The organism is Sphingobacterium hungaricum, from assembly GCF_015210005.1.
Lineage (GTDB): Bacteria > Bacteroidota > Bacteroidia > Sphingobacteriales > Sphingobacteriaceae > Sphingobacterium > Sphingobacterium hungaricum.
The window spans coordinates 2,178,693-2,204,986 of record NZ_MU158698.1; the positions used below are offsets into that span (position 1 = coordinate 2,178,693).

Annotated in this window: 27 protein-coding genes; 15 read left to right on the forward strand and 12 right to left on the reverse strand. The window is 37.7% G+C overall.

What is annotated here, in order from left to right:
- Positions 1-76: 76 nt before the first annotated feature.
- Genes C4F49_RS12685 through C4F49_RS12695 form a run of 3 tightly spaced genes read right to left on the reverse strand, consistent with a single transcriptional unit; the run spans position 77 to position 1,852 of the window.
- Entirely contained in the window at positions 77-406 is a 330-nt protein-coding gene (locus C4F49_RS12685; RefSeq protein ID WP_196936204.1) for a 2Fe-2S iron-sulfur cluster-binding protein, read from the reverse strand.
- 2 nt (positions 407-408) lie between these two features.
- Entirely contained in the window at positions 409-1,413 is a 1,005-nt protein-coding gene (locus C4F49_RS12690) for an NAD(P)/FAD-dependent oxidoreductase (protein ID WP_196936205.1), read from the reverse strand.
- A 1-nt stretch (position 1,414) separates the two neighbouring features.
- Entirely contained in the window at positions 1,415-1,852 is a 438-nt protein-coding gene (locus C4F49_RS12695; protein WP_196936206.1) for a MarR family winged helix-turn-helix transcriptional regulator, read from the reverse strand.
- Positions 1,853-2,035: 183 nt separating this feature from the next.
- On the opposite strand from C4F49_RS12695, the gene C4F49_RS12700 reads away from it, so the two are divergent.
- The gene (locus C4F49_RS12700; RefSeq protein ID WP_196934848.1) at positions 2,036-2,944 is read left to right on the forward strand and encodes an IS982 family transposase; all 909 of its coding nucleotides are present in this window, start codon (positions 2,036-2,038) and stop codon (positions 2,942-2,944) included.
- 89 nt (positions 2,945-3,033) lie between these two features.
- Here the strand turns inward: C4F49_RS12700 and C4F49_RS12705 are convergent, their stop codons facing one another.
- Positions 3,034-4,026: an acyl-ACP desaturase gene (locus C4F49_RS12705; RefSeq protein ID WP_196936207.1), complete on the reverse strand. Its 993-nt coding sequence runs from the start codon at positions 4,024-4,026 to the stop codon at positions 3,034-3,036.
- Between the two features lie 150 nt (positions 4,027-4,176).
- On the opposite strand from C4F49_RS12705, the gene C4F49_RS12710 reads away from it, so the two are divergent.
- Both C4F49_RS12710 and C4F49_RS12715 read left to right on the forward strand, forming a co-directional pair.
- On the forward strand, positions 4,177-5,400 hold the full coding sequence (locus tag C4F49_RS12710) for an aminotransferase class V-fold PLP-dependent enzyme (RefSeq protein ID WP_196936208.1): 1,224 nt from the start codon (positions 4,177-4,179) through the stop codon (positions 5,398-5,400).
- A gap of 4 nt (positions 5,401-5,404) precedes the next feature.
- Positions 5,405-5,821, forward strand: a complete 417-nt coding sequence (locus tag C4F49_RS12715) for a SufE family protein (protein ID WP_196936209.1) — start codon at positions 5,405-5,407, stop codon at positions 5,819-5,821.
- Here C4F49_RS12715 and murI read toward each other — a convergent pair whose 3' ends face one another.
- Both murI and C4F49_RS12725 read right to left on the reverse strand, forming a co-directional pair.
- Entirely contained in the window at positions 5,822-6,646 is an 825-nt protein-coding gene (gene murI, locus C4F49_RS12720; RefSeq protein WP_196936210.1) for a glutamate racemase, read from the reverse strand. It lies immediately after the preceding gene.
- A gap of 57 nt (positions 6,647-6,703) precedes the next feature.
- Positions 6,704-8,116 carry a glycoside hydrolase family 125 protein gene (locus C4F49_RS12725; protein WP_196936211.1) on the reverse strand — a complete coding sequence of 471 codons (1,413 nt, stop codon included), beginning with the start codon at positions 8,114-8,116 and terminating at the stop codon, positions 6,704-6,706.
- Positions 8,117-8,308: 192 nt separating this feature from the next.
- On the opposite strand from C4F49_RS12725, the gene C4F49_RS12730 reads away from it, so the two are divergent.
- From C4F49_RS12730 to C4F49_RS12740, 3 genes are all read left to right on the forward strand, one after another.
- Positions 8,309-9,943, forward strand: coding sequence for a gliding motility protein RemB (locus C4F49_RS12730; RefSeq protein WP_196936212.1), 1,635 nt, complete (start codon positions 8,309-8,311; stop codon positions 9,941-9,943).
- 37 nt (positions 9,944-9,980) lie between these two features.
- The gene (gene aroQ / locus C4F49_RS12735) at positions 9,981-10,403 is read left to right on the forward strand and encodes a type II 3-dehydroquinate dehydratase (RefSeq protein WP_196936213.1); all 423 of its coding nucleotides are present in this window, start codon (positions 9,981-9,983) and stop codon (positions 10,401-10,403) included.
- Between the two features lie 112 nt (positions 10,404-10,515).
- On the forward strand, positions 10,516-11,436 hold the full coding sequence (locus C4F49_RS12740; RefSeq protein ID WP_196936214.1) for an endonuclease/exonuclease/phosphatase family protein: 921 nt from the start codon (positions 10,516-10,518) through the stop codon (positions 11,434-11,436).
- Positions 11,437-11,496: 60 nt separating this feature from the next.
- On the opposite strand, the gene lgt is transcribed toward C4F49_RS12740, so the two are convergent.
- Positions 11,497-12,333 (reverse strand): prolipoprotein diacylglyceryl transferase, encoded by an 837-nt coding sequence (lgt, locus tag C4F49_RS12745; RefSeq protein ID WP_196936215.1) that lies wholly within the window; start codon positions 12,331-12,333, stop codon positions 11,497-11,499.
- Between the two features lie 122 nt (positions 12,334-12,455).
- Here lgt and C4F49_RS12750 point away from each other — a divergent pair, with 122 nt between their 5' ends.
- The 3 genes from C4F49_RS12750 (at position 12,456) to C4F49_RS12760 (ending at position 15,667) form a co-directional block, all read left to right on the forward strand.
- Positions 12,456-13,568 carry a M42 family metallopeptidase gene (locus tag C4F49_RS12750; RefSeq protein ID WP_196936216.1) on the forward strand — a complete coding sequence of 371 codons (1,113 nt, stop codon included), beginning with the start codon at positions 12,456-12,458 and terminating at the stop codon, positions 13,566-13,568.
- A gap of 16 nt (positions 13,569-13,584) precedes the next feature.
- Positions 13,585-13,908 (forward strand): DUF3467 domain-containing protein, encoded by a 324-nt coding sequence (locus C4F49_RS12755; protein WP_196936217.1) that lies wholly within the window; start codon positions 13,585-13,587, stop codon positions 13,906-13,908.
- A gap of 250 nt (positions 13,909-14,158) precedes the next feature.
- Positions 14,159-15,667 carry a bifunctional GNAT family N-acetyltransferase/carbon-nitrogen hydrolase family protein gene (locus C4F49_RS12760; protein ID WP_196936218.1) on the forward strand — a complete coding sequence of 503 codons (1,509 nt, stop codon included), beginning with the start codon at positions 14,159-14,161 and terminating at the stop codon, positions 15,665-15,667.
- A 122-nt stretch (positions 15,668-15,789) separates the two neighbouring features.
- On the opposite strand, the gene C4F49_RS12765 is transcribed toward C4F49_RS12760, so the two are convergent.
- On the reverse strand, positions 15,790-16,422 hold the full coding sequence (locus C4F49_RS12765) for a hypothetical protein (protein ID WP_196936219.1): 633 nt from the start codon (positions 16,420-16,422) through the stop codon (positions 15,790-15,792).
- A gap of 46 nt (positions 16,423-16,468) precedes the next feature.
- The gene (gene lpxB / locus C4F49_RS12770; RefSeq protein WP_196936220.1) at positions 16,469-17,581 is read right to left on the reverse strand and encodes a lipid-A-disaccharide synthase; all 1,113 of its coding nucleotides are present in this window, start codon (positions 17,579-17,581) and stop codon (positions 16,469-16,471) included.
- 371 nt (positions 17,582-17,952) lie between these two features.
- On the opposite strand from lpxB, the gene C4F49_RS12775 reads away from it, so the two are divergent.
- The 4 genes from C4F49_RS12775 to C4F49_RS12790 all read left to right on the forward strand — a co-directional run bounded on the left by C4F49_RS12775 (position 17,953) and on the right by C4F49_RS12790 (position 21,007).
- A complete protein-coding gene (locus tag C4F49_RS12775; protein ID WP_196936221.1) occupies positions 17,953-18,501 on the forward strand; it encodes an ExbD/TolR family protein in 549 nt (182 codons plus the stop codon).
- Between the two features lie 637 nt (positions 18,502-19,138).
- Positions 19,139-19,324: a hypothetical protein gene (locus C4F49_RS12780; RefSeq protein ID WP_196936222.1), complete on the forward strand. Its 186-nt coding sequence runs from the start codon at positions 19,139-19,141 to the stop codon at positions 19,322-19,324.
- A gap of 19 nt (positions 19,325-19,343) precedes the next feature.
- Complete coding sequence (locus C4F49_RS12785; protein ID WP_196936223.1) at positions 19,344-20,219, forward strand: hypothetical protein; 876 nt, start codon at positions 19,344-19,346, stop codon at positions 20,217-20,219.
- Positions 20,180-21,007 carry a hypothetical protein gene (locus tag C4F49_RS12790; protein WP_196936224.1) on the forward strand — a complete coding sequence of 276 codons (828 nt, stop codon included), beginning with the start codon at positions 20,180-20,182 and terminating at the stop codon, positions 21,005-21,007. Before C4F49_RS12785 ends, C4F49_RS12790 begins: the two co-directional genes overlap by 40 nt.
- Positions 21,008-21,145: 138 nt before the next feature.
- Here C4F49_RS12790 and nhaA read toward each other — a convergent pair whose 3' ends face one another.
- The 3 genes from nhaA to C4F49_RS12805 all read right to left on the reverse strand — a co-directional run bounded on the left by nhaA (position 21,146) and on the right by C4F49_RS12805 (position 24,679).
- Positions 21,146-22,315: a Na+/H+ antiporter NhaA gene (nhaA, locus tag C4F49_RS12795; RefSeq protein ID WP_196936225.1), complete on the reverse strand. Its 1,170-nt coding sequence runs from the start codon at positions 22,313-22,315 to the stop codon at positions 21,146-21,148.
- 113 nt (positions 22,316-22,428) lie between these two features.
- Entirely contained in the window at positions 22,429-23,748 is a 1,320-nt protein-coding gene (locus C4F49_RS12800) for an ABC transporter permease (RefSeq protein ID WP_196936226.1), read from the reverse strand.
- Positions 23,741-24,679, reverse strand: coding sequence for an ABC transporter ATP-binding protein (locus C4F49_RS12805; protein ID WP_196936227.1), 939 nt, complete (start codon positions 24,677-24,679; stop codon positions 23,741-23,743). Before C4F49_RS12805 ends, C4F49_RS12800 begins: the two co-directional genes overlap by 8 nt.
- A gap of 89 nt (positions 24,680-24,768) precedes the next feature.
- Between C4F49_RS12805 and yihA the strand changes: the two genes are divergently transcribed.
- Both yihA and C4F49_RS12815 read left to right on the forward strand, forming a co-directional pair.
- Positions 24,769-25,407, forward strand: coding sequence for a ribosome biogenesis GTP-binding protein YihA/YsxC (gene yihA, locus C4F49_RS12810; protein ID WP_196936228.1), 639 nt, complete (start codon positions 24,769-24,771; stop codon positions 25,405-25,407).
- Positions 25,404-26,255, forward strand: a complete 852-nt coding sequence (locus C4F49_RS12815) for a UbiA-like polyprenyltransferase (RefSeq protein ID WP_196936229.1) — start codon at positions 25,404-25,406, stop codon at positions 26,253-26,255. The genes yihA and C4F49_RS12815 overlap by 4 nt, the downstream gene beginning before the upstream one ends.
- Positions 26,256-26,294 lie beyond the last annotated feature (39 nt).

The following is a 26,294-nucleotide window of genomic DNA, read 5'->3' on the forward strand; positions in this document are numbered from 1 at the left end:
ATATAGTTAAGTGTTTGTTTTTCAGTTGTTTATTTGTGTATTTCTGTTTGTGTACTTTTTACACTATAAAATTAATTTATTGAAGACTTCCGCGAATTCTTACGGCGAGTCCATTATTTTCGTTTTTTAAGCGAATTTGGCAAGCCAAACGGCTGTCGTCTGTGACATCGGGCAAGGTATCTAACATATCCAATTCAATGTCTTCAGCTTCTGGAAGATTTTCGAATCCCGAAAGAACTTCCACATGACAAGTGGCGCATAAAGCCATTCCACCGCAGGTGGCCAAAATATCGTATTCTGATGCTTTCAATATTTCCATCAGGCTCAAATTCACATCCGTTGGCACTTCAAATTCCTGCGTTTTTCCATCCCGGTCTTCGACCGATATTGTGATTATATTATCCATATTTAAAAAGCGTTGACTCCATTGACTGTTGTGTATTTAAAACTGAGCTTCTGGTCAGGATACACATATTTAAACGCGCTTTGAACCATTAAAGCAGCCTCGTGGTAACCACATAAGATCAGTTTTAGTTTTCCCGGATAGGTATTGATGTCGCCGATCGCAAAGATTCGTTCGACATTTGTAGAATAATCAAATGTATCCACTACAATCGCATTTTTGTCAATGTTCAATCCCCAATCTGCGATAGGCCCTAATTTTGGGCTTAGCCCATACAAAGGAATAAAGTGTTCCGTGTCGATGACGACCGATTCTTTCTGTTTGTTTGTTAATTCGATTGCATTCAAAGAACCATTTCCTTGCAAAGCAACTAAATTGTGGGAAAGCAACAAGTTAATCTTTCCGGCCTGAGCCAATTGATAGACTTTCTCTGCGGAATCAGGAGCGCCTCGAAAACTATCGCTTCGATGCACCAACGTGACCTCCTTCGCAATATCGGCTAAGAAAACCGTCCAATCTAATGCGGAATCGCCACCGCCAGCTAAAACAATTTTTTTGTCTCTAAAATGTTCTGGATTTTTGACCATGTAATGCACATGCGCTTTTTCGAATTGCTCTAAATTTGCTAATTCAGGTTTTCTAGGTTCAAAACATCCAAGACCACCTGCGATCACAACAACTTGACAATGAATTAAAGTCCCATCCGAACCGACAACATGAAAGGAGCCATCTTCTTGTTTTCTTAATTCCTCAACTCGTTCGCCCAGAGAAAATGTTGCGTGAAACGGAGCAATCTGTTCCATCTGATTAGTTATCAATTCCTGAGCTTTGACAGTAGGGTAGCCCGGGATGTCATAAATGGGTTTGTGAGGATAAATTTCAGAAAGCTGACCGCCGACTTGAGGGAGTACGTCGATTAGGTGGCATCTCATTTTTAATAATCCTGCTTCAAAAACGGCAAATAAGCCAACTGGTCCTGCGCCTATAATGCATATATCTGTTGTGATCATGTTATTTTTGTTCTAAATTTTGATAAATCTTATTTAATATGCGAGTGAAATGTTCAAAATCCTCTTTCGTTAAATTTTCCCAAGCTTTTTCCCTGAATTTGGACACTGTTGGAGCAAGATCTTCTACTTTCTTTAGTCCCGCCTCAGTCAATTGCAAATGAAGACATCGTCGGTCAGAAGGATGTTCTATACGTTTAATGTAGTCTTTCTTAATGATTAAATCCACGATACGCGTCAATGTGGGTTGATCCTTGCCGCATTTATCTGCGAGTTCTTTTTGTGTTAAATCCGTGTTTTCGTACAAGGTCTTCAAAACGGCCCATTGATCAACTGTCAGATCGATTTCGTTCAATGAAAATGAAGCTTGTGCATATTGTTTTACGCGCCTCGCAGTTTGATCTAGAATTAACGAGTAATGGTTGAAATTTTCTTTTAGCATAACAATACTTAGTGTGACAAGTAAATTTACGCATTGTTTTCTGATTATCGAAATTGTCGGTATTAATTAACGTGAGTTCGGGATGAGAAAAAGTTTAAAATAGTTGGGATTTTAGACAAAAAAGGCTTGATTTTTGTACATAATTAGTTGACAACCAAATTATTACAATTATAAATCAAGCCCATGCTTAGAGATAAAGTTATTGAAATTTTCGTTAAGGTGGATGATTTCTGTAAAGAAATTCAGCCAATTTTGGAAGAAAAGCGAATCGAGGACAAAAAATTAGGTATGCGCAACCGTAAAACTGGACTTTGTCAAAGCGAAATGATCAGCCTTATGGTACTGTTCCATAACGGTCAGTTCACCAATCTGAAGTCTTTTTATGTACATTATGCTTTGCCGCATATGAAAGATCTGTTTCCCGGCCTAACAACTTATAACCGTTTTGTAGAACTGCAGCCCCGATGTGCCATGCTGTTTATGTTATTTGTAAAAATGCGCTGTTTGGGAAAAAGCAATGGCATCAATTTCATTGATTCAACGCACATCAAAGTGTGCCATAACAGAAGGATCCATCAGCATAAAGTTTTTAAAGATGTAGCCGAGCGTGGACAATGTTCAATTGGTTGGTTTTATGGCTTCAAGCTTCATTTGATAATCAATGACAAAGGGGATATTCTTTCATTTTACCTTACTAAGGGCAATGTAGACGACAGAAATCTAAAACATATGATGGATATGACCAAAGATATTTTCGGAAAACTGTATGGAGACAAAGGCTATATTTCTAAAGCAATGGCAGATATCCTTTGGGGAAATGGGGTCCAAATGGTAACAAAGCCAAGAAAAAATATGAAGGGAATGAACCTAAGCCAAACTGATAAAATTATGCTCAGAAAAAGAGCGATCATCGAGTGCGTGAATGATGAACTTAAGAATATTTGCAAATTGCAGCACACAAGACATCGCTCGGTAAACAACTTCTTGTTGAATATTTTAGGAGCTTTAGCGGCATACTCTTTTTTCCCTAAAAAGCCTTCTTTAAATATTCAGTTTGAGCAACAAGATAAACAATTATTCCTTGCTGCTTAAACCGAACTCACGTTAATTATTTATTATAAGACATAAAAAAAGCTTTGTAATTGTTTACAAAGCTTTCAATAGGTTTTAATCCTTTTATATTAGTAAATCCATTTGAATTTATAAGGCAATTCAGGAAGTTTCATTCGATCGGCCAAACGTAACAGACGATCAGGTAAGGACATTAAGTAATCACGCGCTTTTTCGCCTTTTTCATTTAAATTTCCAATTTGATCGATTTGCCAATCAGCATTTAATTCTTTTAATATCTGCACATAGTCAACTGCTGTGTAAACACCTAAACGTTGCGCAGCATCAGAAAAGTGTGAGAAAGCTTGCCCTTGAGGTTCGCCCGCTTCGCGCAATAAATGAGCCGGCATCACAATTTTTTTGCGCATCATATCTTCAAAAGCAATCATTACTTCACTAGGATCCACACGAAATGCATGTGTAATAAAAGACATATAAGCTTTTGCGTGACGAGCTTCGTCAGCGGCGATTACGCCACACATTTTTGCTAGCAGACGATCTCCATTATTTTTCGAAAGTGCAGCTACACGACGGTGAGAAACGTTAGTCGCTAATTCTTGAAAAGAGGTGTAAATAAAGTTCCGGTAAGGATCAGCACCGGTTCCGATATCGAAACCGTCTTTTATTAAATATTGTGTTGAGATTTCAAATTGACGCATGTTGATTCTTCCGGATAAGTATAAATACTTATTCAATAAATCGCCATGCCGATTTTCTTCTGCAGTCCACGCACGAACCCACCTCATCCATCCGCCTTGCTCATTGCGATCCACATCTTCAACCATTGTCAACCAAGATTCGTAAGTAGGCAATGCTTCTTCAGTAACGGTGTCACCGACCAAAACTGCAACAAGATCATACGGCAATTCGCGAGCACTCTCTTGCAACTCTTTTACTTCTTGAAAAAACGTGTCTCTGGAAGAATCTGGAAGAAAATCTGCAGGCTGCCACATATCCTCAACAGGTTTTAGGTATTCGCTCATTTCATTTAACATGAATGGCTCTAAGTATGTCATTACCTCTTTTCTGGATCCCTCAGGAATATTTAACGGTTTCTCTTGCATATCAACTACAAATGTAAAAAAAAGGGCTTAATAAAAAGTTTATATTTTGATAATACCAAATAAAATGCCAGTAATTAGCAAAGAATACAGAGAGTTGACTTGAATTCGTTTTTAATATTTTAACTTTGTAATTTAACAAAGGAATTAAAATTGAGTAATTACGATATAACACGTATCCGTTCGGATTTTCCTATCTTGAAAAGGGAAGTTAATGGTAAACCTTTGGTTTATTTGGACAATGGTGCGACGACACAAAAACCTAAGCAGGTCATCGACGCAATCGATCATTATTATGCAGATATGAATAGTAATGTGCATCGAGGTGTGCATTATCTAAGTCAGATCTCGACCGATGCATTTGAAGTGACGCGTCAAAAAGTAAAAGATTTTATTCATGCTGCGCAACTGCATGAAGTAATCATTACGTCAGGTACAACGCATGGAATTAATTTAATAGCCACTTGTTTTGGACAGGCTTTTATTCACGAAGGCGATGAAATTATTATCTCTGCGATGGAACATCACTCGAACATTGTTCCTTGGCAAATGCTATGCGATTTTAAAGGAGCTGTTTTGCGCGTGATTCCAATGGACGAACATGGAGAATTAGATCAAGCTGCTTATGCGAATCTTTTTAATGAACGCACGAAATTGGTTTCTTTCACCTATGTTTCCAATGCCTTAGGTACAATCAATCCAGTAAAGCAAATGATTGCGACAGCACATCAACACAATGTTCCTGTGGTTTTGGATGCTGCGCAAGCTGTTCAGCATATTAAAATCGATGTGCAGGATCTGGATGTAGATTTTATGGTGTTTTCTGGACATAAGATGTATGGACCAACTGGAGTAGGAGTTTTGTATGGAAAAGAAGCTTTGTTAAATGCATTGCCACCTTATCAAGGAGGAGGCGATATGATCAAAGAAGTGACTTTCGCAAAAACAACCTATAACGAATTGCCATTTAAATTCGAAGCAGGGACTCCGAATATTGAAGCCGGAATTTGTTTGGCCTTTGCAATTGATTACATCAATGAAATCGGCGTAGAAAATATTAAAGCATACGAAGATGAGTTGTTTGATTATGCGCATTCGCGCTTAAGAGAAATTCCCAATATCCGTTTTATCGGAACAGCTGAGAAGCGAAGTTCTGTGATTTCTTTTCTGATTGAAGGAACGCACCCGTATGATGTGGGCGTTATTTTGGATAAATTAGGAATCGCGGTTCGCACAGGACATCATTGTGCGCAACCGGTAATGGATCAATTCGGTATTCCCGGGACAATCCGTGCGAGTCTAGCACTTTACAACACAAAAGAAGATATTGATGCTTTGGTAAGTGGTTTGCAACGCGCGGCCAACATGCTACTATAATTATATGACGATCAACGAAACACAAGACGAACTTATAGAAGATTTTTCTTTCTACGAGGATTGGATGGAGAAGTACGAATACATTATTCAATTGGGCAAGGAACTTCCACTGATTGAAGAACAATATAAACAAGAGCAGTACATTATCAAAGGATGCCAATCCCGAGTATGGCTTCATCCGGAGTTTAAGGACGATAAAATTTATTTTACGGCTGATAGCGATGCGATCATTACAAAAGGGCTGGTGAGTTTAATGGTTAAAGTTCTTTCTGGCCATACTCCCAAAGAAATTGCGGAATCGGATTTATATTTTGTCAACCAAATTGGTTTGCAAGAACATCTTTCTCCTACACGCGCGAATGGATTGCTAAGCATGATCAAGCAAATGAAACTGTATGCGATCGCTTATTTGAATAAATAGCTAGACGGTAATGTTTTCTGCGAGGATAGGTTTCCCGTAGAAAATATTTGCCTTTTCCTCAAAATCGCTGGCTTGGTCTGTAGTGTAAAATTTGAGATTACACTGCTTGCTGCACAATTCTTCCACTTCAGGGTGGCGCTGTAAATATTCGACCAAACTATCTGCTACAATCTGCCCTTGAGAAATTATATTTATTCCGGCAGGAACAAATTCTTGAATCAACGGCAATAAAATAGGGTAGTGGGTACAGGCCAATAACAGGGTGTCAATAGCATTTGATTTTTCAAAAATCGCTTCGATATCTTTCTTTATGTAATATCTCGCGCCGTCTGAATCGATTTCATTATTTTCCACTAAAGGAACCCAAAATGGACAATCTTGTTGGAAGACTTCGACCTCTGGAGAAAACTTCTGAATTTCAATCGGGTAAGAATTTGACTTGACGGTTCCGGTTGTCGCAAGAATCCCTACTTTTTTTGTTTTGGTTAGAGAACCAATGATTTCAGTCGTTGGCCGGATAACACCTAGAACTTTTTTTCCGGGAGGTAGGTCATGTTGCTGGATGCTGCGCAATGCTTTTGCCGATGCGGTATTGCAAGCCAGAATGACCAAATTACAGCCCAAATCAAATAACTTGAATACACATTCTTTCGTGTATTCATAAACCGTTTGAAAAGATTTTGTTCCGTAAGGCACGCGAGCATTATCGCCTAAATAGATGTAATCGTATTGAGGCAATGCTTTTTGAATTTCTTTGAAAACGGTTAATCCGCCAAAACCTGAATCAAAAACGCCGATCGGACCAGCTGTCAATTTTTTATCCATAAAAAAAACGATGTACTGTTACGGTACATCGTTGTAAAATTACTTTAGAATAATGATTTATGCTAACAAATTTGGTTTTTCTTTGTAAGTCTTCCACAATAGCTCTCCAAACAAGGTGTTTGTCCAAGCAAACCAATGTCTAGTGAATTTTTTAGGATCATCTTTATGGAAAGATTCGTGCATAAAACCAGTATCACCATGCGTTTTCTTCAATGTTTGGATACAGTTCCTGATTTCATTATCATCATTTGACGTGAACGCACGCATAATGATAGACATTGGCCAAATCATATCGCGACCGATATGTGGACCGCCGATTCCTTCTGCCGCAGTTCCTTTATAGAAGAATGGATTTTTAGGTGACAACACATAATTACGAGTGCGTTGGTAAACCTCATCATTCACATTGATCGCATCCAAATAAGGCAAAGCCAAAAGACTTGGAACGTTCGCATCGTCCATCATTAAGTATGAACCATAGCCATCGACCTCAAACGCATAAATACGTCCGTGTTCAGGATGATCCACAATTCCATAACGATTTACAGCTGTCTCTACTTCAGTAGCCAAAGCTTCAAATTTCGTAGCTAATTCGTTGTTGTTCTTGACTTTTCTTAGAATTTCTGCAGATTGTCTTAAACTAACAACAGCGAAAAGGTTAGAAGGAATTAAAAATGGAAAAATACTGCAATCATCAGAAGGCCTGAAACTCGAAACGATCAATCCAACAGGATTAACAGGGTAACCATAACCATCAATTTGCAAGGTATCAGTTCCGCGAGGAGTCGTACGCTCAAATTTGTATGGACCTAAACTGTCTTTTCTTTGTTGCTCAACAAATGTCTTGTAAATATTTTTCTGAGATTCAACCCAAATATCATCAAATGGAGTTGTGTCATTTGTTTCTTTCCAATAAGCATACGCTAAACGGATTGGGTAACATAAAGAATCGATTTCCCACTTACGTTCATGCAAACCTGCTTTCATGTCTGTATGATCCGAAAACCATTCGCCTTCTTTCGTAGGATCGTTATAAAAAGCATTTGCATAAGGATCAATATTGATACACAGCGCTTGCTTGTTAATCAAGCCCAAAATCAAGTCTTGGATTTTTTTGTCTTTCTTCATGAAATGAAGGTACGGCCAAACCTGAGCACTGCTATCGCGTAGCCACATCGCATCGATATCGCCAGTGATTACATACGTTAATTTTTTATTGGCTGTAGATTCATCATACACAGTCGTATCTAATGTGTTTGGAAAACAATTGTTGAACAACCAGCCCAATTCTTTGTCTTTGACATTTTTTTGAAATTCTTTGATAACATCTTCAATTACTTTGCTTGAGAAATGTCGTTTGCTTTGTTCAACACGAACAGTCGGATATCCTAATTCGGCAAAAGATAATTTACTTGCCATCATTCCAGCGCCAATTAAAGCGGAGTTTTGAAGAAAAGTTCTACGTTTCATTCAGTTTATTGTCTATTTAGATTTAAAATTCTTACCAAGATACAATATTTATTTAAAACAAGGAAGAACTAAAATCGATTTAGCAATATGGACACGCATTTATGATAAGAAATATAATTTAAGTAATTTTGAAAAGTTTATTATTTAGGTATAGATATTGATGCTTGAATAAATTGTCATAAATAATTTAACATGCGTTCAAATTTCCGATTTTTTAAAATCTGTTTAACTTCTGTTTTAGTGCTTATCGCTAGCTTTTCAATTGCACAAGTTAAATATCAGCCTTATTCGTACCAATATTATCAAAAATTAAATAAAGATCTGTATTCTCCTGATACAAGATTGCACACTGCAGTAAAACCCATTCTGTTGAAAGATCAGTTATTAACGACCTCTGATTCCTTGCAAAATTTAAATCAAACTGAGTCTTCGAATTGGTTTATGCGCAAGCTTTTTAATGAACATTTGGTGGAAGTGAACAAAGAAGACCATAGTTTTTATTTGGATTTTCTTCCTGATTTTCAGATTGGGAAAGAGTTGATCGATGCGGATCGACGCACGACTTGGTTAAATACAAGAGGTTTTCAAGTCGGTCTAACAGTGAAAGATCGGTTTACTTTTTACGCCAATGCCTTTGAGAATCAAGCGATGTATCCAAGATATTTGGAAGAATACGTTGCTCGTAATGATCAGTCTTTAGGTCAGGGGAGCATCACTCAGCTTAAAAGTGGAACGTTGGATTGGATGTATGCTACGGCAAGCATGACCTATGATGTGGATGACTATTTGCAAGTCACCTTAGCTTACGATAAAAATCACATTGGAGATGGTTACCGTTCATTACTGCTTTCTGATTTTTCTTCTAATTACGCACAATTGAAGTTAACGGGTAAGATTGGAAATGTTCAATATACGTCCATTTGGGCTTACATGCTTGATCCTACAAATGCTAGAATCGCTGGCTTGGATACTTTAGGACGTTTTGGAGATGGCATAAAATGGGGAGCATTTCAATACCTAGATTATAATGTCACGAATAGACTTTCGGTTGGTTTTTTTCAATCAGTTATTTGGGCGAATCGCAATCAGGCCGGATATAGGGGCTTCGATTTTAATTATGCAAGTCCAATCATTTTCTTAAGACCTGTAGAATCTACCAATTCTACATCTCCGGATAAAATGTTCTTAGGATTAAATGCAAAATATAAGGTGCTTAGCAATGTGGCTGTGTATGGTCAATTTTTATTGGGCGAATTTACCGCTAAAGAATTTTTTGCTGGAAATGGTTACGTGCATAACAAATGGGGAACTCAATTGGGGGTAAGGGGATTTGATGCGTTTGGCGTTAAGAACTTGAATTTCTTAGGCGAATTCAATATGGTTAGGCCATATACGTATCAGCATTTTACATCAATTTCTAATTACAGTAATCATGGTGAGCCGTTGGCACATCCTAGAGGGGCTAATTTTAAAGAAGTATTGGGAATCGTGAATTATTCATGGAACCGATTTGATTTCTCTTTGCAAGGCGTATATAGTTTATATGGAACCGACCCTGAGGATGGAACAAATTATGGGGGGGATATTTTTCAATCCTACAGTACGTATCCTAATATGTACGGTAATTTTACTGGACAAGGAGTTCGCAACGACTTATATTACGGCGATTTGAAAGCGTCGTATGTTTTGAATCCAAAATATAACCTTCGTTTAGAAATGGGGTACACGCAACGTTACAATAGAACCGAAGGGCTTGCGACTCAAAAATCTGGAATCATCAACATTGGCTTACGTTCTACTTTTAGAAATTTCTATGGAGATATTTAATGAAATAGTATCTTTAAAGAAATCAACTTTATAAATAATGAAAAATATTCTAATTATAAATGGACCTAATCTGAATTTATTGGGGATCAGAGAAAAGTCAATTTATGGCGATCAAAGTTTTCAGGTTTATTTCGATTCATTGAAAGAGGATTTCGAAGAAAACGTGGAATTGAGTTATTTCCAAAGCAATATTGAAGGCGAAATCATTGATAAGATTCATGAGGTGGGTTTCGAATTTGATGGGATTGTGATCAATGCCGGAGCATACACGCATACTTCTGTTGCGATTGGCGACGCCATTGCTGCGGTGACAAGCCCTGTTGTTGAAGTGCATATTTCGAACGTTTACCAGCGAGAAGAATTTCGTCATCAATCATTCCTAGCTAAAAATTGCAAGGGAGTTATCTGCGGATTCGGATTGGAAAGTTACCGTTTGGGAATCTTGTCTTTTCTACGTTAATAATTTATTAATCAACCAAAACTTTTCTATTTGCAATCCTTGGGATTGCAAATCATTTTCTTTGACCTAACTATTGGCAGTTTTGCCCAACATTCGCCCTTAAAAATTTTATATGAAAAATCTTAAAATCCTAACCTTTGTCCTTCTTCAATTTTTTGTGCTTAGCAGTTTTGCGCAGACTTCGCTGCATATTGCAAGCTACAACATCAGAAACGATAACCAAGGCGATGCCGAAAAAGGCAATGGATGGAAATCCCGATTACCTGTTATTGCACAGCTGATCCAATTTAATGACTTTGATGTGTTTGGCGCGCAAGAAGTTTTAAATAATCAATTGAATGATTTGCTTCAGCATCTTCCTCAATATGCACATGTTGGTGTTGGACGCGACGATGGCAAAACCAAAGGTGAATACGCACCGATATTTTACAACAAAAATAGATTCAAGATTGTTCAAGAAGGAAATTTCTGGTTAAGTGAAACTACGGATAGACCAAATAAAGGATGGGATGCAGTTCTGCCTAGAATCTGTTCTTATGCAAAATTTGAAGAACTTGATAATGGAAAGACATTTTGGGTTTTCAACCTGCATTTAGACCATGTTGGAATCATTGCCCGTGAAAAAAGCTGTGAATTGGTTTTGTCCCAAATAAAGAAAATTGCTGGAAACGAAACTTCATTATTGATGGGTGACTTCAACGTGGATCAAAATAATAAGATTTACGAAATCTTGAATAAATCAGGCCTTCTGCATGATTCATACGAGATCTCTCCGTTAAAATATGCTTTGAATGGAACCTTTAATGCATTTGATCCGAACTTGATGACTGATTCAAGGATCGACCATATCTTCGTCACATCAAATGTGAAAGTTCAATCTTATGCAGTGTTGACGGATTCGTACCGCAGTCCGCAAGCTGTAGAAGCTGAAATCAAAAAGGGAGATTTTCCGAAAGAATTATCATTCAAAGATTATACAGCAAGATTGCCTTCCGATCATTTTCCTGTAGCAGTTAAAATCGAGATTCATTAATTTTTTAGCTTTGCTATCAAACAAAAGACGGATTGCATTGAAATGCAATCCGTCTTTTGTTTATTTTTTCTTTGTTACTTCTTTCGGTTTAGGTTTTCGAAAGATTAAATAAATTCCAACAGCTATAAATGGAATACTTAATAATTGTCCCATATTGTATTTCATGCCTTCTTCAAAAGCTTCTTGATTTTCTTTGAAGAATTCCAAAAAGAATCTAGCTGAGAATAGTAAAATAAAGAATAGTCCTAATAAAAATCCCGGTTTTGGTTTGTTGTTCTTAGAATAAACAGCCCAAAGAATCACAAAAATAATCAGGTAGGCAATGGCTTCGTACAGCTGAGCTGGATGGCGCGGAATAGCATCAATTTTTTTGAAGACTACTGCCCATGGCAAATCCGATGGCAAGCCAATGATTTCAGAGTTAAAGAAATTTCCTATACGAATAAAAGCGCCTGCAATTGGAACCACTAAAACCAGACGGTCTGCAATCCAGATAAAATCTGTTTTTGTTTTTCGGCAGAACAACCATAAAGCAGTTAGGATTCCGATTGCCCCACCATGACTTGCTAGACCTTGAAATCCAGTTAGCTCAAAATTTCCATTGACGATGCGGAATGGCAAAAACATTTCGAAGAAATGATTCTGGTAATAGTCCCATTCATAAAAAATACAATGCCCTAAGCGAGCGCCAATTAATGTTCCTAAAAATATATAAATACTTAATTGGTCCAAAAGCTCCTGTGATTTGCCCTCTTGTTTAAATACTTTAAGCATTAAAATATAAGAAACGACAAATGCTCCCAAGAAACACAAAGCATAATAACGAAGCCCAAAAGAACCTATTTTGAAAATCTCAGGATTGATATCCCAAGTTATAAAGTTTAGTAATGAATGCATAGTTTTTATTTTCGGTAGTAAATATAAAGCATTAATAGCAGAATCAAAATCGATTAGCCTAATTATTCAACGGCTCTTTTGTATTTTTGTATATTAGAGAAAATTAATTTAATACGCATTCCATGTCAGAAACAAAAAAAAGTAAAAAACATAAATCAGTAGTTACTAAAAAATCAGTTGAGTTTTTCGAAAAATACATTAACAATCCTTCGCCTACAGGTTTTGAATGGCAAGGACAGCGCCTTTGGTTAGATTATTTAAAGCCGTATGTTGACGAGACGTACATTGATAACTACGGAACTGCTGTAGGAATTATTAATCCAAAAGCCGAATACAAAGTCGTTATCGAAGCGCATGCTGATGAGATTTCTTGGTTTGTTAATTATATAACCAAAGATGGATTGATCTATGTGATCCGCAATGGAGGTTCTGACCATCAGATTGCGCCATCAAAACGCGTCAATATCCATACCGATAAAGGTTTGGTGAAAGCTGTTTTTGGCTGGCCCGCCATCCATACGCGCGCTGCGGAAAAAGAAGAAAGTCCTTCGATGAAAAATATCTTTTTGGATTGCGGATGCACCACAAAAGAAGAAGTCGAGGAGTTGGGAATTCATGTTGGATGTGTCGTGACTTACGAAGATGAATTTATGATTCTTAACGACCGCTATTATGTTGGCCGTGCCATGGACAATCGTGCTGGTGGTTTCATGATTGCTGAAGTTGCCCGTTTATTGAAAGAAAACAAAAAGAAATTGCCTTTCGGATTGTATGTGGTCAATTCGGTGCAGGAAGAAATTGGATTGAAGGGGGCGGAGATGATAGCCGACTACATCAAGCCAAATGTCGCCATCGTAACGGATGTTACGCATGACACCAATACGCCGATGATCAACAAAGTGACCCAAGGCGATCTATCATCTGGTAAAGGTCCTGTGATCAGTTATGCGCCTGCTGTACAAATCAATTTGAATAAATTGTTGATTCAGGTGGCAGAGAAAAATGATATTCCATTCCAAAGACAAGCAAGTTCTCGTTGGACAGGAACAGATACAGATGCATTCGCGTATTCAAACGGTGGAGTGCCTTCTGCGTTGATATCCTTGCCATTGCGTTACATGCATACCACGGTCGAAATGGTACACAAAGAAGATGTGGACAATGTAATTCGTCTGATATACGAAACGTTGTTAAACATTGAGAACAAGCAAGATTTTAGAACTTTTAATAAATAATTTAGAATAAAAAGAAATGGAAAACGGTGGAAATCCAAATAATTTGGAAGGACAAGAAATTAGCATCGAATTAAGCGAAGAAATGGCAGAAGGAACCTATTCCAATCTAGCTATCATTACACATTCCAATACGGAATTTGTAATTGATTTTGTTCGCGTGATGCCTGGGGTGCCGAAAGCTAAAGTCAAATCTCGTATCGTATTGACTCCCGAACATGCCATCCGCTTATTGAATGCGTTGCAGGAAAATGTGAAAAGGTATGAAGGTCAAAATGGCCCGATTGCTCCAAAAGATATTGCTTTTCCTTTAAACTTTGGAGGGCCTAAAGGAGAAGCATAATCTACCTTTTTTTAATCAACTTGTTTTGATCTGCTTTTGTTAAATAATCCTAGAACAAACGCAACAACTGCGAAGATCAAGATAATGTTAAACAAACCTTTTAGGGAGTAGAAAAAGATACCGATTCCCCAAGATGCTAAAAGAATAATGCCGAGTATAAATAGAAATTTGTACATAGTTTTTATTCTTACAAACAGAATGGAATGGGTTTTGTTTGAATTTTGGGGTTATTTTAAAGCTATTATTTTATATGGAGATACGAGAAAGAACATTAACAATTGAAGATTATAGAGATTTAAAAACTTCGATGGCAAAGGCTTACGCCGATGGCTCCGAGGTTTGGTCACGGGAAAATATTGAAGATTTAATTGAAATATTTCCCGAGGGACAGTTGTGTGTGGAAGTGGATGGACATGTTGTTGCTTGTGCTTTATCGTTAAAATTGGATTCCAAAAAGACGAATATTTTTGATTCCTATTACGAAATCATTGATGACGGTAAATTTACCAAACATGATGACGAAGGCGATACGCTGTATGGCATAGAAGTTTTCGTGCATCCAAAGCATCGTTCTTTGCGTTTGGGGCGACGTCTATACGATGCTCGAAAAGAATTGTGCGAACAGATGAACCTTAAAAGCATTATCGCTGGCGGTCGCATTCCGAATTACCACAATCACTCCGATAAAATGAGTCCGCGGGTCTATATTGAAAAAGTTAAGCGGAAAGAAATATTCGACCCTACGCTGACTTTTCAGCTGTCGAACGACTTTCACGTAAAGAAAATCTTGAAGCATTACCTGCCGGAAGATAAAGAATCGATGGAATTCGCAACTTTATTGGAGTGGAACAATATTTATTACGAACCGAATACACAGTCAATTTCGACGACAAAGAAAACAATCCGTATCGGAATTGTTCAATGGCAAATGCGTTTGTTCAAGGATATCGATGAATTCTACGATCAAATTGAGTTTTTTGTGGATGCAGTAAGTGATTACGGTTCGGACTTTGTCATGTTCCCCGAGTTCTTTAACACACCATTGATGAGCCCCTTCAATGATTTGCCGACGCGTACCGCAATGGAAAAATTAGCAGAGATGACTCCTGAAATTACGGCGAAGATTCAACAGTTTGCGGTGTCTTACAACGTCAACATTATTTCTGGGTCAATGCCTTTAATGGAGCGAGGCAAATTATACAATGTTTCTTATTTGTGCCATCGCAATGGAAAGCTCGATACATTCAAGAAAATCCACATCACGCCCAATGAATTTAAATATTATGGAATGGTGGGTGGAAATGAAGTAAAAGTATTTGATACGGATTGCGGAAAAGTTGGCCTGCTAATTTGTTACGATGTAGAGTTTCCAGAGTTGGGAAGAGTCTTAGCAGATCAAGGGATGCAGATTTTGTTCGTTCCTTTTATGACCGATACGCAAAATGGCTATATGCGCGTTCGCGCTTGTGCGCAAGCTAGAGCAATTGAAAACGAATGTTATGTAGCGATTGGCGGTTGCGTCGGGAATCTTCCTCGAGTAAATAATATGGATATTCAGTATTCACAATCTGCTGTGTTTACGCCTTCAGATTTTGCGTTTCCAAACAATGGAGTCAAAGCTGAGGCTACGCCGAATGCGGAGATGGTATTGATTGCTGACGTGGATTTATATGCGTTGCGCGATCTGCACGAATATGGAACTGTTAAGATCTTAAAAGATCGTCGAAAAGATCTATACGAAGTTGTTTTAAAGAATTAATTTTTTGAACAAAGAAAGAGGAGCAAAGAGTAAAGATTTAAATTTATCCTTACTCTTTACTCTTTAATCAATTAGTTTTGAACCAAGAACAACGATTTAAATTTATCCTTATTTCTTGTTCCTTATTCTTTGCTCTCTATTTTAGCTTTTCCTTCCATACCTGGAGATCCAGAATAAATCTGTCCTTGTGGAACACCGCGCAATCCGGCTGGAGCCATGCGCACCATTGAATAAATCTGCTGTACTTCCGAAGTTGGGTTTACGCGCAGTCCACCAGGTTGTATATCAATGTACAAATAGTTTTTTCCTTTTTTGTCAGTTGTTTGCGGAGCAATGCCATTCGCTGAATAGGTAAAGTTTACATCACCGCCATCACCATTTGGATTTGTTCTTGTTCCGTTAAACGCATCTTGGCCTTTGGCGATTACGTATAGCGAGCCAAGCTTTTGAATATTCATATCTATATCAAAATCCGACGCGTTATTCTGTCTTCCAATTCCATTGATAAATACACGGTTACCTAATTCAGCATACTTCACAACCAACTTAACATCTTTCTTTCCATAAAACTGAAGCGAAGAACGGTCTTTCATGATTAGCGTGTCGATATAGATTACTGCTGAAGAATCGCGCGTAGCACTGAAAACTTTCTTTTCTTTTTTGCCTAGCTCTAACTTTGATATATGCTGTGCATTGTCCTGAGCCTTTACTGCAGAAAAGCTAAGAGCGAATAAAAAAATCAATATATTTTTCATGTTATACAATTTTATAAAGAGTAGGACTTAAGTAAGTTACATAGGTTTAATCTGTTGAATATTTAACAATTAATTTTGCGGTTTTTTCTGAAGCTCCTGGCGAACCCAGCTTTTCTGCCAATATATCGTAGTTCTCCAAAACACTTTCTCGATGTTCTTTCTTATTGATCAAATCATCCAGTTCATCTGCAATATCCATGGTCGTACAATCATTTTGGATTAATTCCCTGACGGAAAGAAAACCGTTGATCAGATTCACTAACGAAATAAATTTGACTTTAATGACCGCTTTAGCAATCATGATCGAAAGCGGATTGGCTTTATAGACAACCACTTGAGGAACTTTTAAAATTCCAGTTTCTAATGTCGCAGTACCGCTTGTCACCACTGCTGCATCGGCGTTTTTCAGCAGATCATAAGTCTGGTTGAAAACCACCTTGATGGGAAGATCTCCCAAATACGATCGATAATAACTCTCATCAAAATTCGGAGCCCCGGCAACGACCAATTGGTGTCCAGGGAACAGATAATATAAACCCACCATTTCTGGCAATAGTTTATCAATCTCCATTTTGCGACTGCCTGGCAGTAATGCAATGATCGGTTTTTCATTCAGCCCATTATCAGCTCTGAAATTCGGATTGAATGTATACGCATCGATTGCATCAAGCAACGGATTACCTACATAATCGACTTCGTAATTATACTGTTTGTAAAAGTCAACTTCAAACGGCAGGATGCAGAATAAATGATCGACAATTTTTTTTATTTTATAAACACGTTTCTGGTTCCATGCCCACACTTTTGGAGAAATATAATAACAAACACGAATGCCATGCTGCTTCGCAAATGAAGCAATCTTCATATTAAATCCCGGAAAATCGATCAAGACCAGCGTGTCAGGTTTTTCCTTTAGGATATCCTGTTTGACAGTTTTTAAGTTTCGCGCAATAGAACGGATATTCATAACCACCTCCACAAAACCCATAAATGCCATCTGAGAAGTATGGATTAATGCTTTTTGATTCGCTTCTGCCTCCATTTGATCACCTCCAACAATGCGAAAACTCGCATCCGCATCCTCTTTTTTCAGTGCCTTAATCAGATTTGCCCCATGCAAATCCCCCGATGTTTCTCCTGCTATTAAGTAGTATTTCATTAATAATTCAAAATTCAAAAGTAAAAATTAAAAAAACCTTTATAGGTGTTACTTGCTTCGCTAGCGCATGAGTTTCTCATGTGCTTCTTTGCAAGTCAGCTCTGTAACTTTCATCAACCTCATCACTTCCATCACTACCTTTATCACTTTCTTCCAATTTCCATAAAGATACATAATCTATTAAATAGGATGCAAAACAAGAGCGGATTGCATAGTGAGCATGTGTTTTTATTTTAATTGCAGTATGGTCGCGTTAATCGAAATAAAAATCTCATATCTCACATCTCAAATCTAACATCTCATATCTCACATCTTATTTATGGAAATCCACTGCTTGCCGAATCCTATAGGTATAACCAATACATACGAAGATGGCCGAACTAAACCAAAAAACCGGAGGCGACAATGTTGCTAAAGGACGGAAAAAGAAAGATGCTGGAAAAGTTGATTTAACAGCAATGGTAGACTTAGCATTTTTGCTGATCACCTTTTTTATGCTGACAACTTCCTTGACAAAACCGCAGGCAATGGATGTTGCCATGCCGGATCGTGACAAAACCGACGTGCAAAGCACAATCGATGTTGCGGATAACCGCACCATTACGCTGTTGTTGGGTTCGGATAATAAGATACTTTGGTATTATGGCCAATTGGAAAAACCCATCTTTCCGACTGCAGTTGTAAACTATTCAAGGGATGGTCTGCGTAAAGTGATTACAGAAATGAAGGCCGAGGTGTTGAACAGAACGAAAGGTAAGGATTTGATTGTCCTGATTCGCCCAAGCGATAATTCCATTTCCCGCAACCTAGTTGATGCGCTGGATGAAATGAAAATCATGGATGTCAAGCGCTATATGATATCTAAAATCAATCAGAACGAAATTGCCCTGTTAAAAGATCATCAGCTGTATAGTGAATAAAAAAACTATGTTCTTTTGATGAAATAAGATAATGTTTTTCCGCTATTCAGGATTTTCCCAAAGATCATACTGAATTAAGGATAAAGGCGGATTTGTAATCCGCACTAGTATTCGGGATTATAAATCGGTATGCTAGCGCACGCGTTTCGCGTGTGCTTATATAAAATATAAAGCTTTTGCTTGGAGAATGCAATTTTACAGCCTCTTAGAGACTAAATGTTTGTAGAGATAGTTGGCTTCATTCATATTTCTAAGTGTTTGTGAAAGGCTATTTTCTGATGCTGACGCGTCTGGTAGTGCTGAATTTCGTTTCTTTTCTCAGTATTAGTTTCTGAACGTTTAGAGTGTGCCTTGGATTCTCTTTGCGCTCTGAATAGCTTTACGTCTACATTAATAAATAAATAGGAGGGTGTATACGCCTCCGTTTAACAATCTGTAATCCTTAATAAAATTTTAATTTCTCTTTAGGAAAAATAAATCTATTAAATTAATAATTTATATTATATTTGCACTTTATCACGGAAAACAGCAGTTAAATTCTAAGCATTAATTCAAAAGTCTTTTTAAGTTACGTCTAATAAGATCGTAGATACGGTGTGCGTCAATATGTTAGCATAAATTACTTTATTAAAATGAGATGAAAAGGGAATTACATCCGAACAACCCGCTTTTTCATTACGTTTCACCTGTAATGGAGGTTATTATCTTGGAATTCGAACAGGGAATTGCGACCACATCCGCTGTAGTCAAAGTCGAATCAGAAAATAATCAGGCGCAAGAATCATGGGAGGTTAAGCAGGAAAACAAAGGTATCCAATGGTAAACTCATTATATGTTTCTATATGAAAAGAAAATTAAATTTTGGAAGACTTGAAAGCAAATTATTAGTCATATTGGCTTTTCTATTTTGTTGGATATTTTTGCAATCCTGCAATAAGGATAGTTCAGTATCTGATTCTGTAACGCTTTCTGTGAAGCTTATTGGAGTTTCTAGTGATGATCAATCCCTTGGAGACAATGGAGTAGCCAAAACAGCATCAGTTTATGCATACCAGACGGTAAGTCAAATAAATGATGTTCAGTTTGCTTCCAGTCCATTTTCTGACCGATATGATTTTAATCTCACAGTAGCTAAAGACCAATTTGCGGAAATCGCTGGAAAGGAAACATTAAGTTTGTTAGGTAAAAATGTATCAACCAATTTGGCTGCGACTTTATCGCCATTAGGTACAAATGTGCATTACCGAATGGTGATTTATAAACATGATAACCCAAGTAACAGCAGTTCTGATGCGACTTATGTAGCCGATTATGAATATACTGCGGTTGGCGCTGTGGGTGGTAATCCTTCATTTTATTTAAATGACGGCGAATATTATACATTTATATTTTATTCAACAAATCAGACAGCAACACAGTCAATCAATGCCTCGCAAAAATTAAATAGTGCTACATTGCCTAATTTAGTTGGAGACCAGAATTTTATGTACCAGAGAATTACGCGATTATTATCCAAAGGGGATAATGTATTGGAAGTTGAATTAGTACATAAATTTACCGAAGTAACCATTAATTTGGACGCCTCTGACATCAGCGGAACCATCGAAAGTATTGGAACTATTACACTCCCTCATTACGCTCAGGCAAATGCAAACCTACTACAGGGGCGATTTCGTATGTGGGAACAGCGACAACAAAAGTTATTCCTTTTACTGTAGCAAGTAACAAAAAAACAGCTACAACCGGTTCAGTTAAAATCTGCCACCCAACAATTACTTCATTGAGTATCCCTTCGATGCGAATTGTCTCTCAAACCTCTGATAAGACAGCAACACCAGCCGCGATAACTGGGATTGCCATAAATCCAGGAATGAAATATACACTGAATGGAGCTATTGAACGAAAACCAATAGTGGTCGGCACTACGAGTTGGGCGCCCGCTAAATTAATGTATAACGGAGCGAGTACTACTAAGAAATACTATTTCGCCGCTGCGCAAAATTCGAGTAGTACTTATTGGAATCCATACACATTAGTTCCAACTACATCAAATGCAGCGAACCCGAAATATAGTGAAGCCACCGATCCTTGTACTTTGGTGACGACACATGGAGGGAATTGGATTTTACCTAGTGATGCGGATAGAATTACTTTAACAACATTAACAAACTCAAGTTCAACAAATAGTGTAAATTCAGACGGTATTACCTTGACGGGTTTTAGTGGAGTGTTTATAGGAACACCTACAGTTCCTACGGTTTCGACGCAAGTTGATAATTATTTTTTCATCTATAGAGCAGGATATGTTACCGGTACAGCGGCTCCAGTTACCAATGTAGGCCGTTATTGGACTAAAACTATACCAGATGGTACAGGCGCGTATCCATCTAATTCCTATAGGTATTTTAATGTGCAGGCTTCTCCAACAAAATCACTCAGTGAAGGTACCGGAGTTAGTGCAAGCTCAAATCTACATTACACAATTAGATGTGTAAAGCGAACATAGATAAGTCAATTTTAGAATCATAAAAGAAACGTATAAATTGTATAACTGTCAAGATATTGATCATGTCTAGGATGTTCCAAAGGAGCATCCCGTTTTTTTTTGGCTCAAAACATAAATCATTGTTCTTTATTCCTTAGTCTAAAATACTCTTCTATTCCCTAAGCTCCTTAAATAAAAATACCCCAATAGTCCACATATTAATGATCCGATCAGGATAGCAAATTTAGCTTCTTCGACAAATAAGGGGTCGGAGAATGAAAGCATGGAAATAAAAATGGACATTGTAAATCCAATCCCGCCTAATAACCCAACACCGAAGATGTGTTTCCATGTGGCTTTTGCAGGAAGTTGTGATAAACCTAATTTAATACATAGCCAGCATGTTCCGAAAATGCCAAATGATTTCCCTAACAATAATCCCAGCATAATCCCTAATCCCAAGGGCGAACTTAAGCCGCTGATCATTTCGGGATGAATCGTGATGTTGGTGTTAACCAAAGCGAAAAGTGGAATAATTAGAAAATTCACTGGTATGTTTAAGCCATGTTCTATTTTTTCTAGGGCTGATGTATTTGCATAAACTTTCGTTGGGATCGTCATTGCGACAAGCACACCAGCAATCGTTGCATGGATGCCTGAATGATGGATAAAATACCAAATAAAAATCCCTGGAATTAAATAGCACCAGATATTTCTGACGCCAAAGCGATTGAACAGAAAGAGCAAAGTCAAAATCGCACCCGCATAAATCAAATAATTATAATTTAATGATCCCGAATAGAATACGGCAATCACTAAAATAGCTAGAAGATCGTCGACGATTGCCAATGCCGCTAGGAAAATTTTTAAACTCGCGGGAACGCTTTTGCCGAGAATTGAAATCACAGCTAAGGCGAAAGCAATATCGGTTGCCATTGGGATTCCCCAACCATTGTTAGTCGGTTCGTTGTGGTTGAAAGAAATATAGATCAATGCCGGAACAATCGCGCCGCCCATTGCTGCAAAAATCGGAAGTGCCGCTTTTTTAGGGGACGATAATTCTCCCGTCAACAGTTCCTTTTTTATTTCTAAACCAACCAAAAGAAAAAAGACAGCCATCAAACCATCATCAATCCATTGCTTGAGTGTATAACTGAGATGAATACTGTTATTCTCGAATCCAATTTTGGTTCCCAATAGCTGATTGAATGCATCGGCAAGTGGACTGTTGGCAATGATTAAGGAGAGGATCACACAAATGCCCAATAAGATTCCGGCACCCGTGCTTGATTGTGTTAAATTTTGTACTCGTTGTTTGAATGTTGACATTTTTTCTCTAAAATTCAAGATTTATAAAAACTGTAAAGACGCACATGTATGCGTCTTTACCAATACTAATTTTAAAATTCGCGGAATATCTTTCAAATTCTCTTGCTTGAAATTTAGGCTTTATAATTAAACCATTTTATCATTTCTTTGAAACTTGCTTTCTTCCCATACATCAGGATTCCTACTCTGTAAATTCGCGCAGCGACCCAAGCTACGAAGATAAAGGTTGCGAAAAGAATAACAGCTGATGTGATTATTTCCCAAAGAGGAACGCCAAAAGGAATGCGAACAATCATTGCAATCGGAGAAGTGAATGGAATAAAACTTAACCAAGTTGCTAAAGTGCCATTTGGATCATCCGTTAAAACAGCAAACGATAAGGCATAAGTAATCAATAATGGCAATGTGATCGGCATTGTAAATTGATTGGCTTCGGTTTCAGAATCCACTGCCGAACCAACAGCAGCGAACAACGCGCTGTACAATAAATAACCGCCAATAAAAAATATCAAAAAGCAGGTAATAATTTCTGGAAAATTAATGGATTCTAAAGCCGTATTGAAATCAAAACCAGAGGATTGAGACACTTTTTCAACATCTTGAATAGGGGAGTTCTGTGTCATTTGAGCCGCCACATCTTCTTTGTTTATTAAAAATGTAGTAGCGACAGTCAATAGACCTGTGCTTAAGATAATCCACAGTAGAAATTGCGTAATCCCTACCATTCCTATCCCGACAATTTTGCCCATCATAAGCTGGAATGGTTTGACAGAAGAAATAATAACTTCGATAATTCGGCTGGTTTTTTCCTCGATCACGCCTCGCATCACCTGAACACCGTATAGAAATACAGCGAAATAAATGATTATACATAACACGAATGCAATCCCCATCGCAATTCCAGTTTGGCCATCTTTCTCTTCGCCAGTTGCCAACACTTCTTTGGAAGCAATAATCACATCTGAATTTACGCTTTTAATCGAGTCGGCATTAATGCCCATGCTTTTATACGCATTCGTTTTAATAATATCGCTGAGCTGATCACTTACTTTGCCTTGTATCGAGATATTTGGTTTGCCTGCTGAAAGAAATTCTATCTTACGGCTTTCGTAAAAATCTTTGGGAATGTACAGCAGGTTTGTATTTCCTTTGTCTTCGTTTTTAGGAAGAGCTGCAATTTCTTGTTGCAGGCTTTCGTTTGTGGTTACGAAAGTTAAATTTTTATTGTTTTCCAATTGATTTGCCACGGACCCCTGCTCATCAATCACGCGCACAAAAGCGTGTTTGTCTTCTTTACTTTTAATCGAAAAATAGATTACTGCAGCGTATCCGCCAATAAAAAGTATTGGAAAGATAAACGTGATCAGTAAAAAAGATTTCTTTTTAACCCGGCTTAAATACTCACGCTGTATAATTAATAAAATCTTATTCATAGGAAGGGGAGGTCGTTAAGTAATTAATGGAAGTAACTTGATGAATGAAAATATCGTGCATAGACGGGATAGTTTCAATAATCTGCTGGATATGGATCTGTGGAATCAAAGCCAAAAGCACATTGTTCAGCGAGGCTCCATCATGCAGTTTTATTTTAACCTTGGCATCTTCTCCAGGTTTATTCTCAACAATTTCAAATAGATCCGGAAAATTAAAAGCCGGCTCTTGTCCATCGAAAGCAGTGTAGTCAATCGTGAATGTATTCGTTTGGTATTGCTTTTTGATGTCTTTTACTGGGCCATCAAGGATTTTTTTCGATTTATTGATCAATGCGATATTGTCGCATAATTCTTCGACCGATTCCATTCGGTGTGTCGAATAGATAATTGTCGCGCCTTTTTGATTCAATTCTAAAATTTCATTTTGAATAATTTCTGCATTGACCGGGTCAAATCCAGAAAATGGTTCATCCAAGATAATCAGTTCTGGATCATGAATGACAGTAGCTACGAACTGAACTTTCTGTTGCATACCTTTACTCAAATCTTCGACTTTCTTATCCCACCAGGTTTCCATCTGCAATTTTTCAAACCAAAACTTGATCCGTTGTTTTGCATCCTGCTTACTTAAGCCTTTTAACTGAGCTAAATAAATCATCTGCTCGCCGATCTGCATCTTTTTATACAAACCACGTTCCTCAGGAAGATAACCGATGCGGTTAATGTGATCTTGGTTTAATGGCTGTCCATCAAATAAAATTTCTCCAGAATCTGGCGCAGTTATTTGGTTAATGATGCGGATTAATGATGTTTTTCCTGCACCATTTGGCCCTAATAATCCAAATATCTTTCCTGACGGAATAAAAATTGAAACATCATCCAATGCGCGATGGCTGGCATATTGTTTTACAATGTGACGAATATCTAACATGCTGCTAATTTAGTAGCCATAAAATAACAAAAAATATTTTGTACACGAGTTAAATAATCGCAATTCCTCGATTTATCTTAACTTTGTGCATGCTGATAAAAAATGCAGAATTTATTTGTAGCAATACAGAGGTAAGCAAATTACCAGAACCGTCGATTCCCGAATACGCTTTTATCGGGCGTTCGAATGTTGGGAAATCATCATTGATCAATTCAATTACAGGAAAAAAAGGTTTAGCAAAAACCTCGCAAAAACCTGGAAAAACACAGCTTATCAATCATTTTTTGATTGATAAAACTTGGTATATGGTCGATTTGCCAGGATATGGCTTTGCTGTAACCTCCAAAAAGAACCGCGCTGATTGGGAACGGTTTATCCGACGCTACCTGACACAGCGTGAAAACTTACAATGTGTATTCGTATTGGTTGATAGCCGACACGAACCTCAAAAGATAGATGTGGATTTTTGTTGCTGGTTAGGTGAAAAGGGATTGCCATTTATGCTGATTTTTACCAAAGCTGACAAACAGTCGGGCGTAAAATCGGACCAGAATATGGCGAAGTTTCGCAAAACCTTGTCTCAATGGTTTGAAGAAGTTCCTCCTACATTTTTGACCTCAGCTGAAAAGAAAGAAGGTGGGGATGCAATTATCGAAGTCATACGTGAAATCAATGCAAATTTTCAGAATCCACTAATACCTCAAGAACCGGAAGACGAAGAAGAATGAAGAAATACCTCTCTTTAGTTTTATTTGCCCATAGTATTTTTGCGCTTCCATTTGCTATTATCGGATTCTTCTTGGCATTAGATACAACGACAAATCAATTTAACTGGCTGTTGTTTGTGTTGATGCTGATTTGTATGGTGACCGCCAGAAATGCGGCGATGGCGTTTAATCGGTATTTGGATAGAGATATTGATGCGGCAAATCCGAGAACAGCGATACGGGACATTCCGGCAGGGAGAATATCAGCCAATCAGGCTTTGATCTTTACGATTATTAATTGTGCGATTTTCTGTATGGCGACTTATTTTATTAATCCGCTTTGTTTCGCGCTTTCTCCAATAGCGTTGTTTGTCGTTTTATTTTATTCATACACGAAAACGATTACACCTTTATGCCATTTGGTGCTGGGTTTGGGATTGGGACTTGCGCCGATTGGGGCTTATTTGGTCGTAACCGGAGCATTTAATATCATTCCTATATTTTATGGGTTGGCAGTTTTGACTTGGGTGAGCGGTTTTGATATTATTTATGCTTTGCAAGATGAAGAATTTGACAGAGAAAATGGACTGAATTCTATTCCTGCAAATTTTGGAGGAAAAAATGCATTGCGTATTTCTGAAGTACTGCATGTGCTGTCTTTTATCTTCGTTTTGTTGCCTGCCTTTTATATGGAAGTCGGGATTCTATATTATATAGGTGTGGCTTTTTATGGAGCATTATTAATTTATCAGCATCGCATTGTCAGCGTAGATGATTTATCTCGGGTGAATAGGGCATTTATGACGACGAACGGGGTGGCTTCCGTGATATTCGCCGTTTTTTACCTTTTGGATACTTGGTTAAAATAGAGGCATATTTTAAATTATTTGACTAAATATTGCGAATTT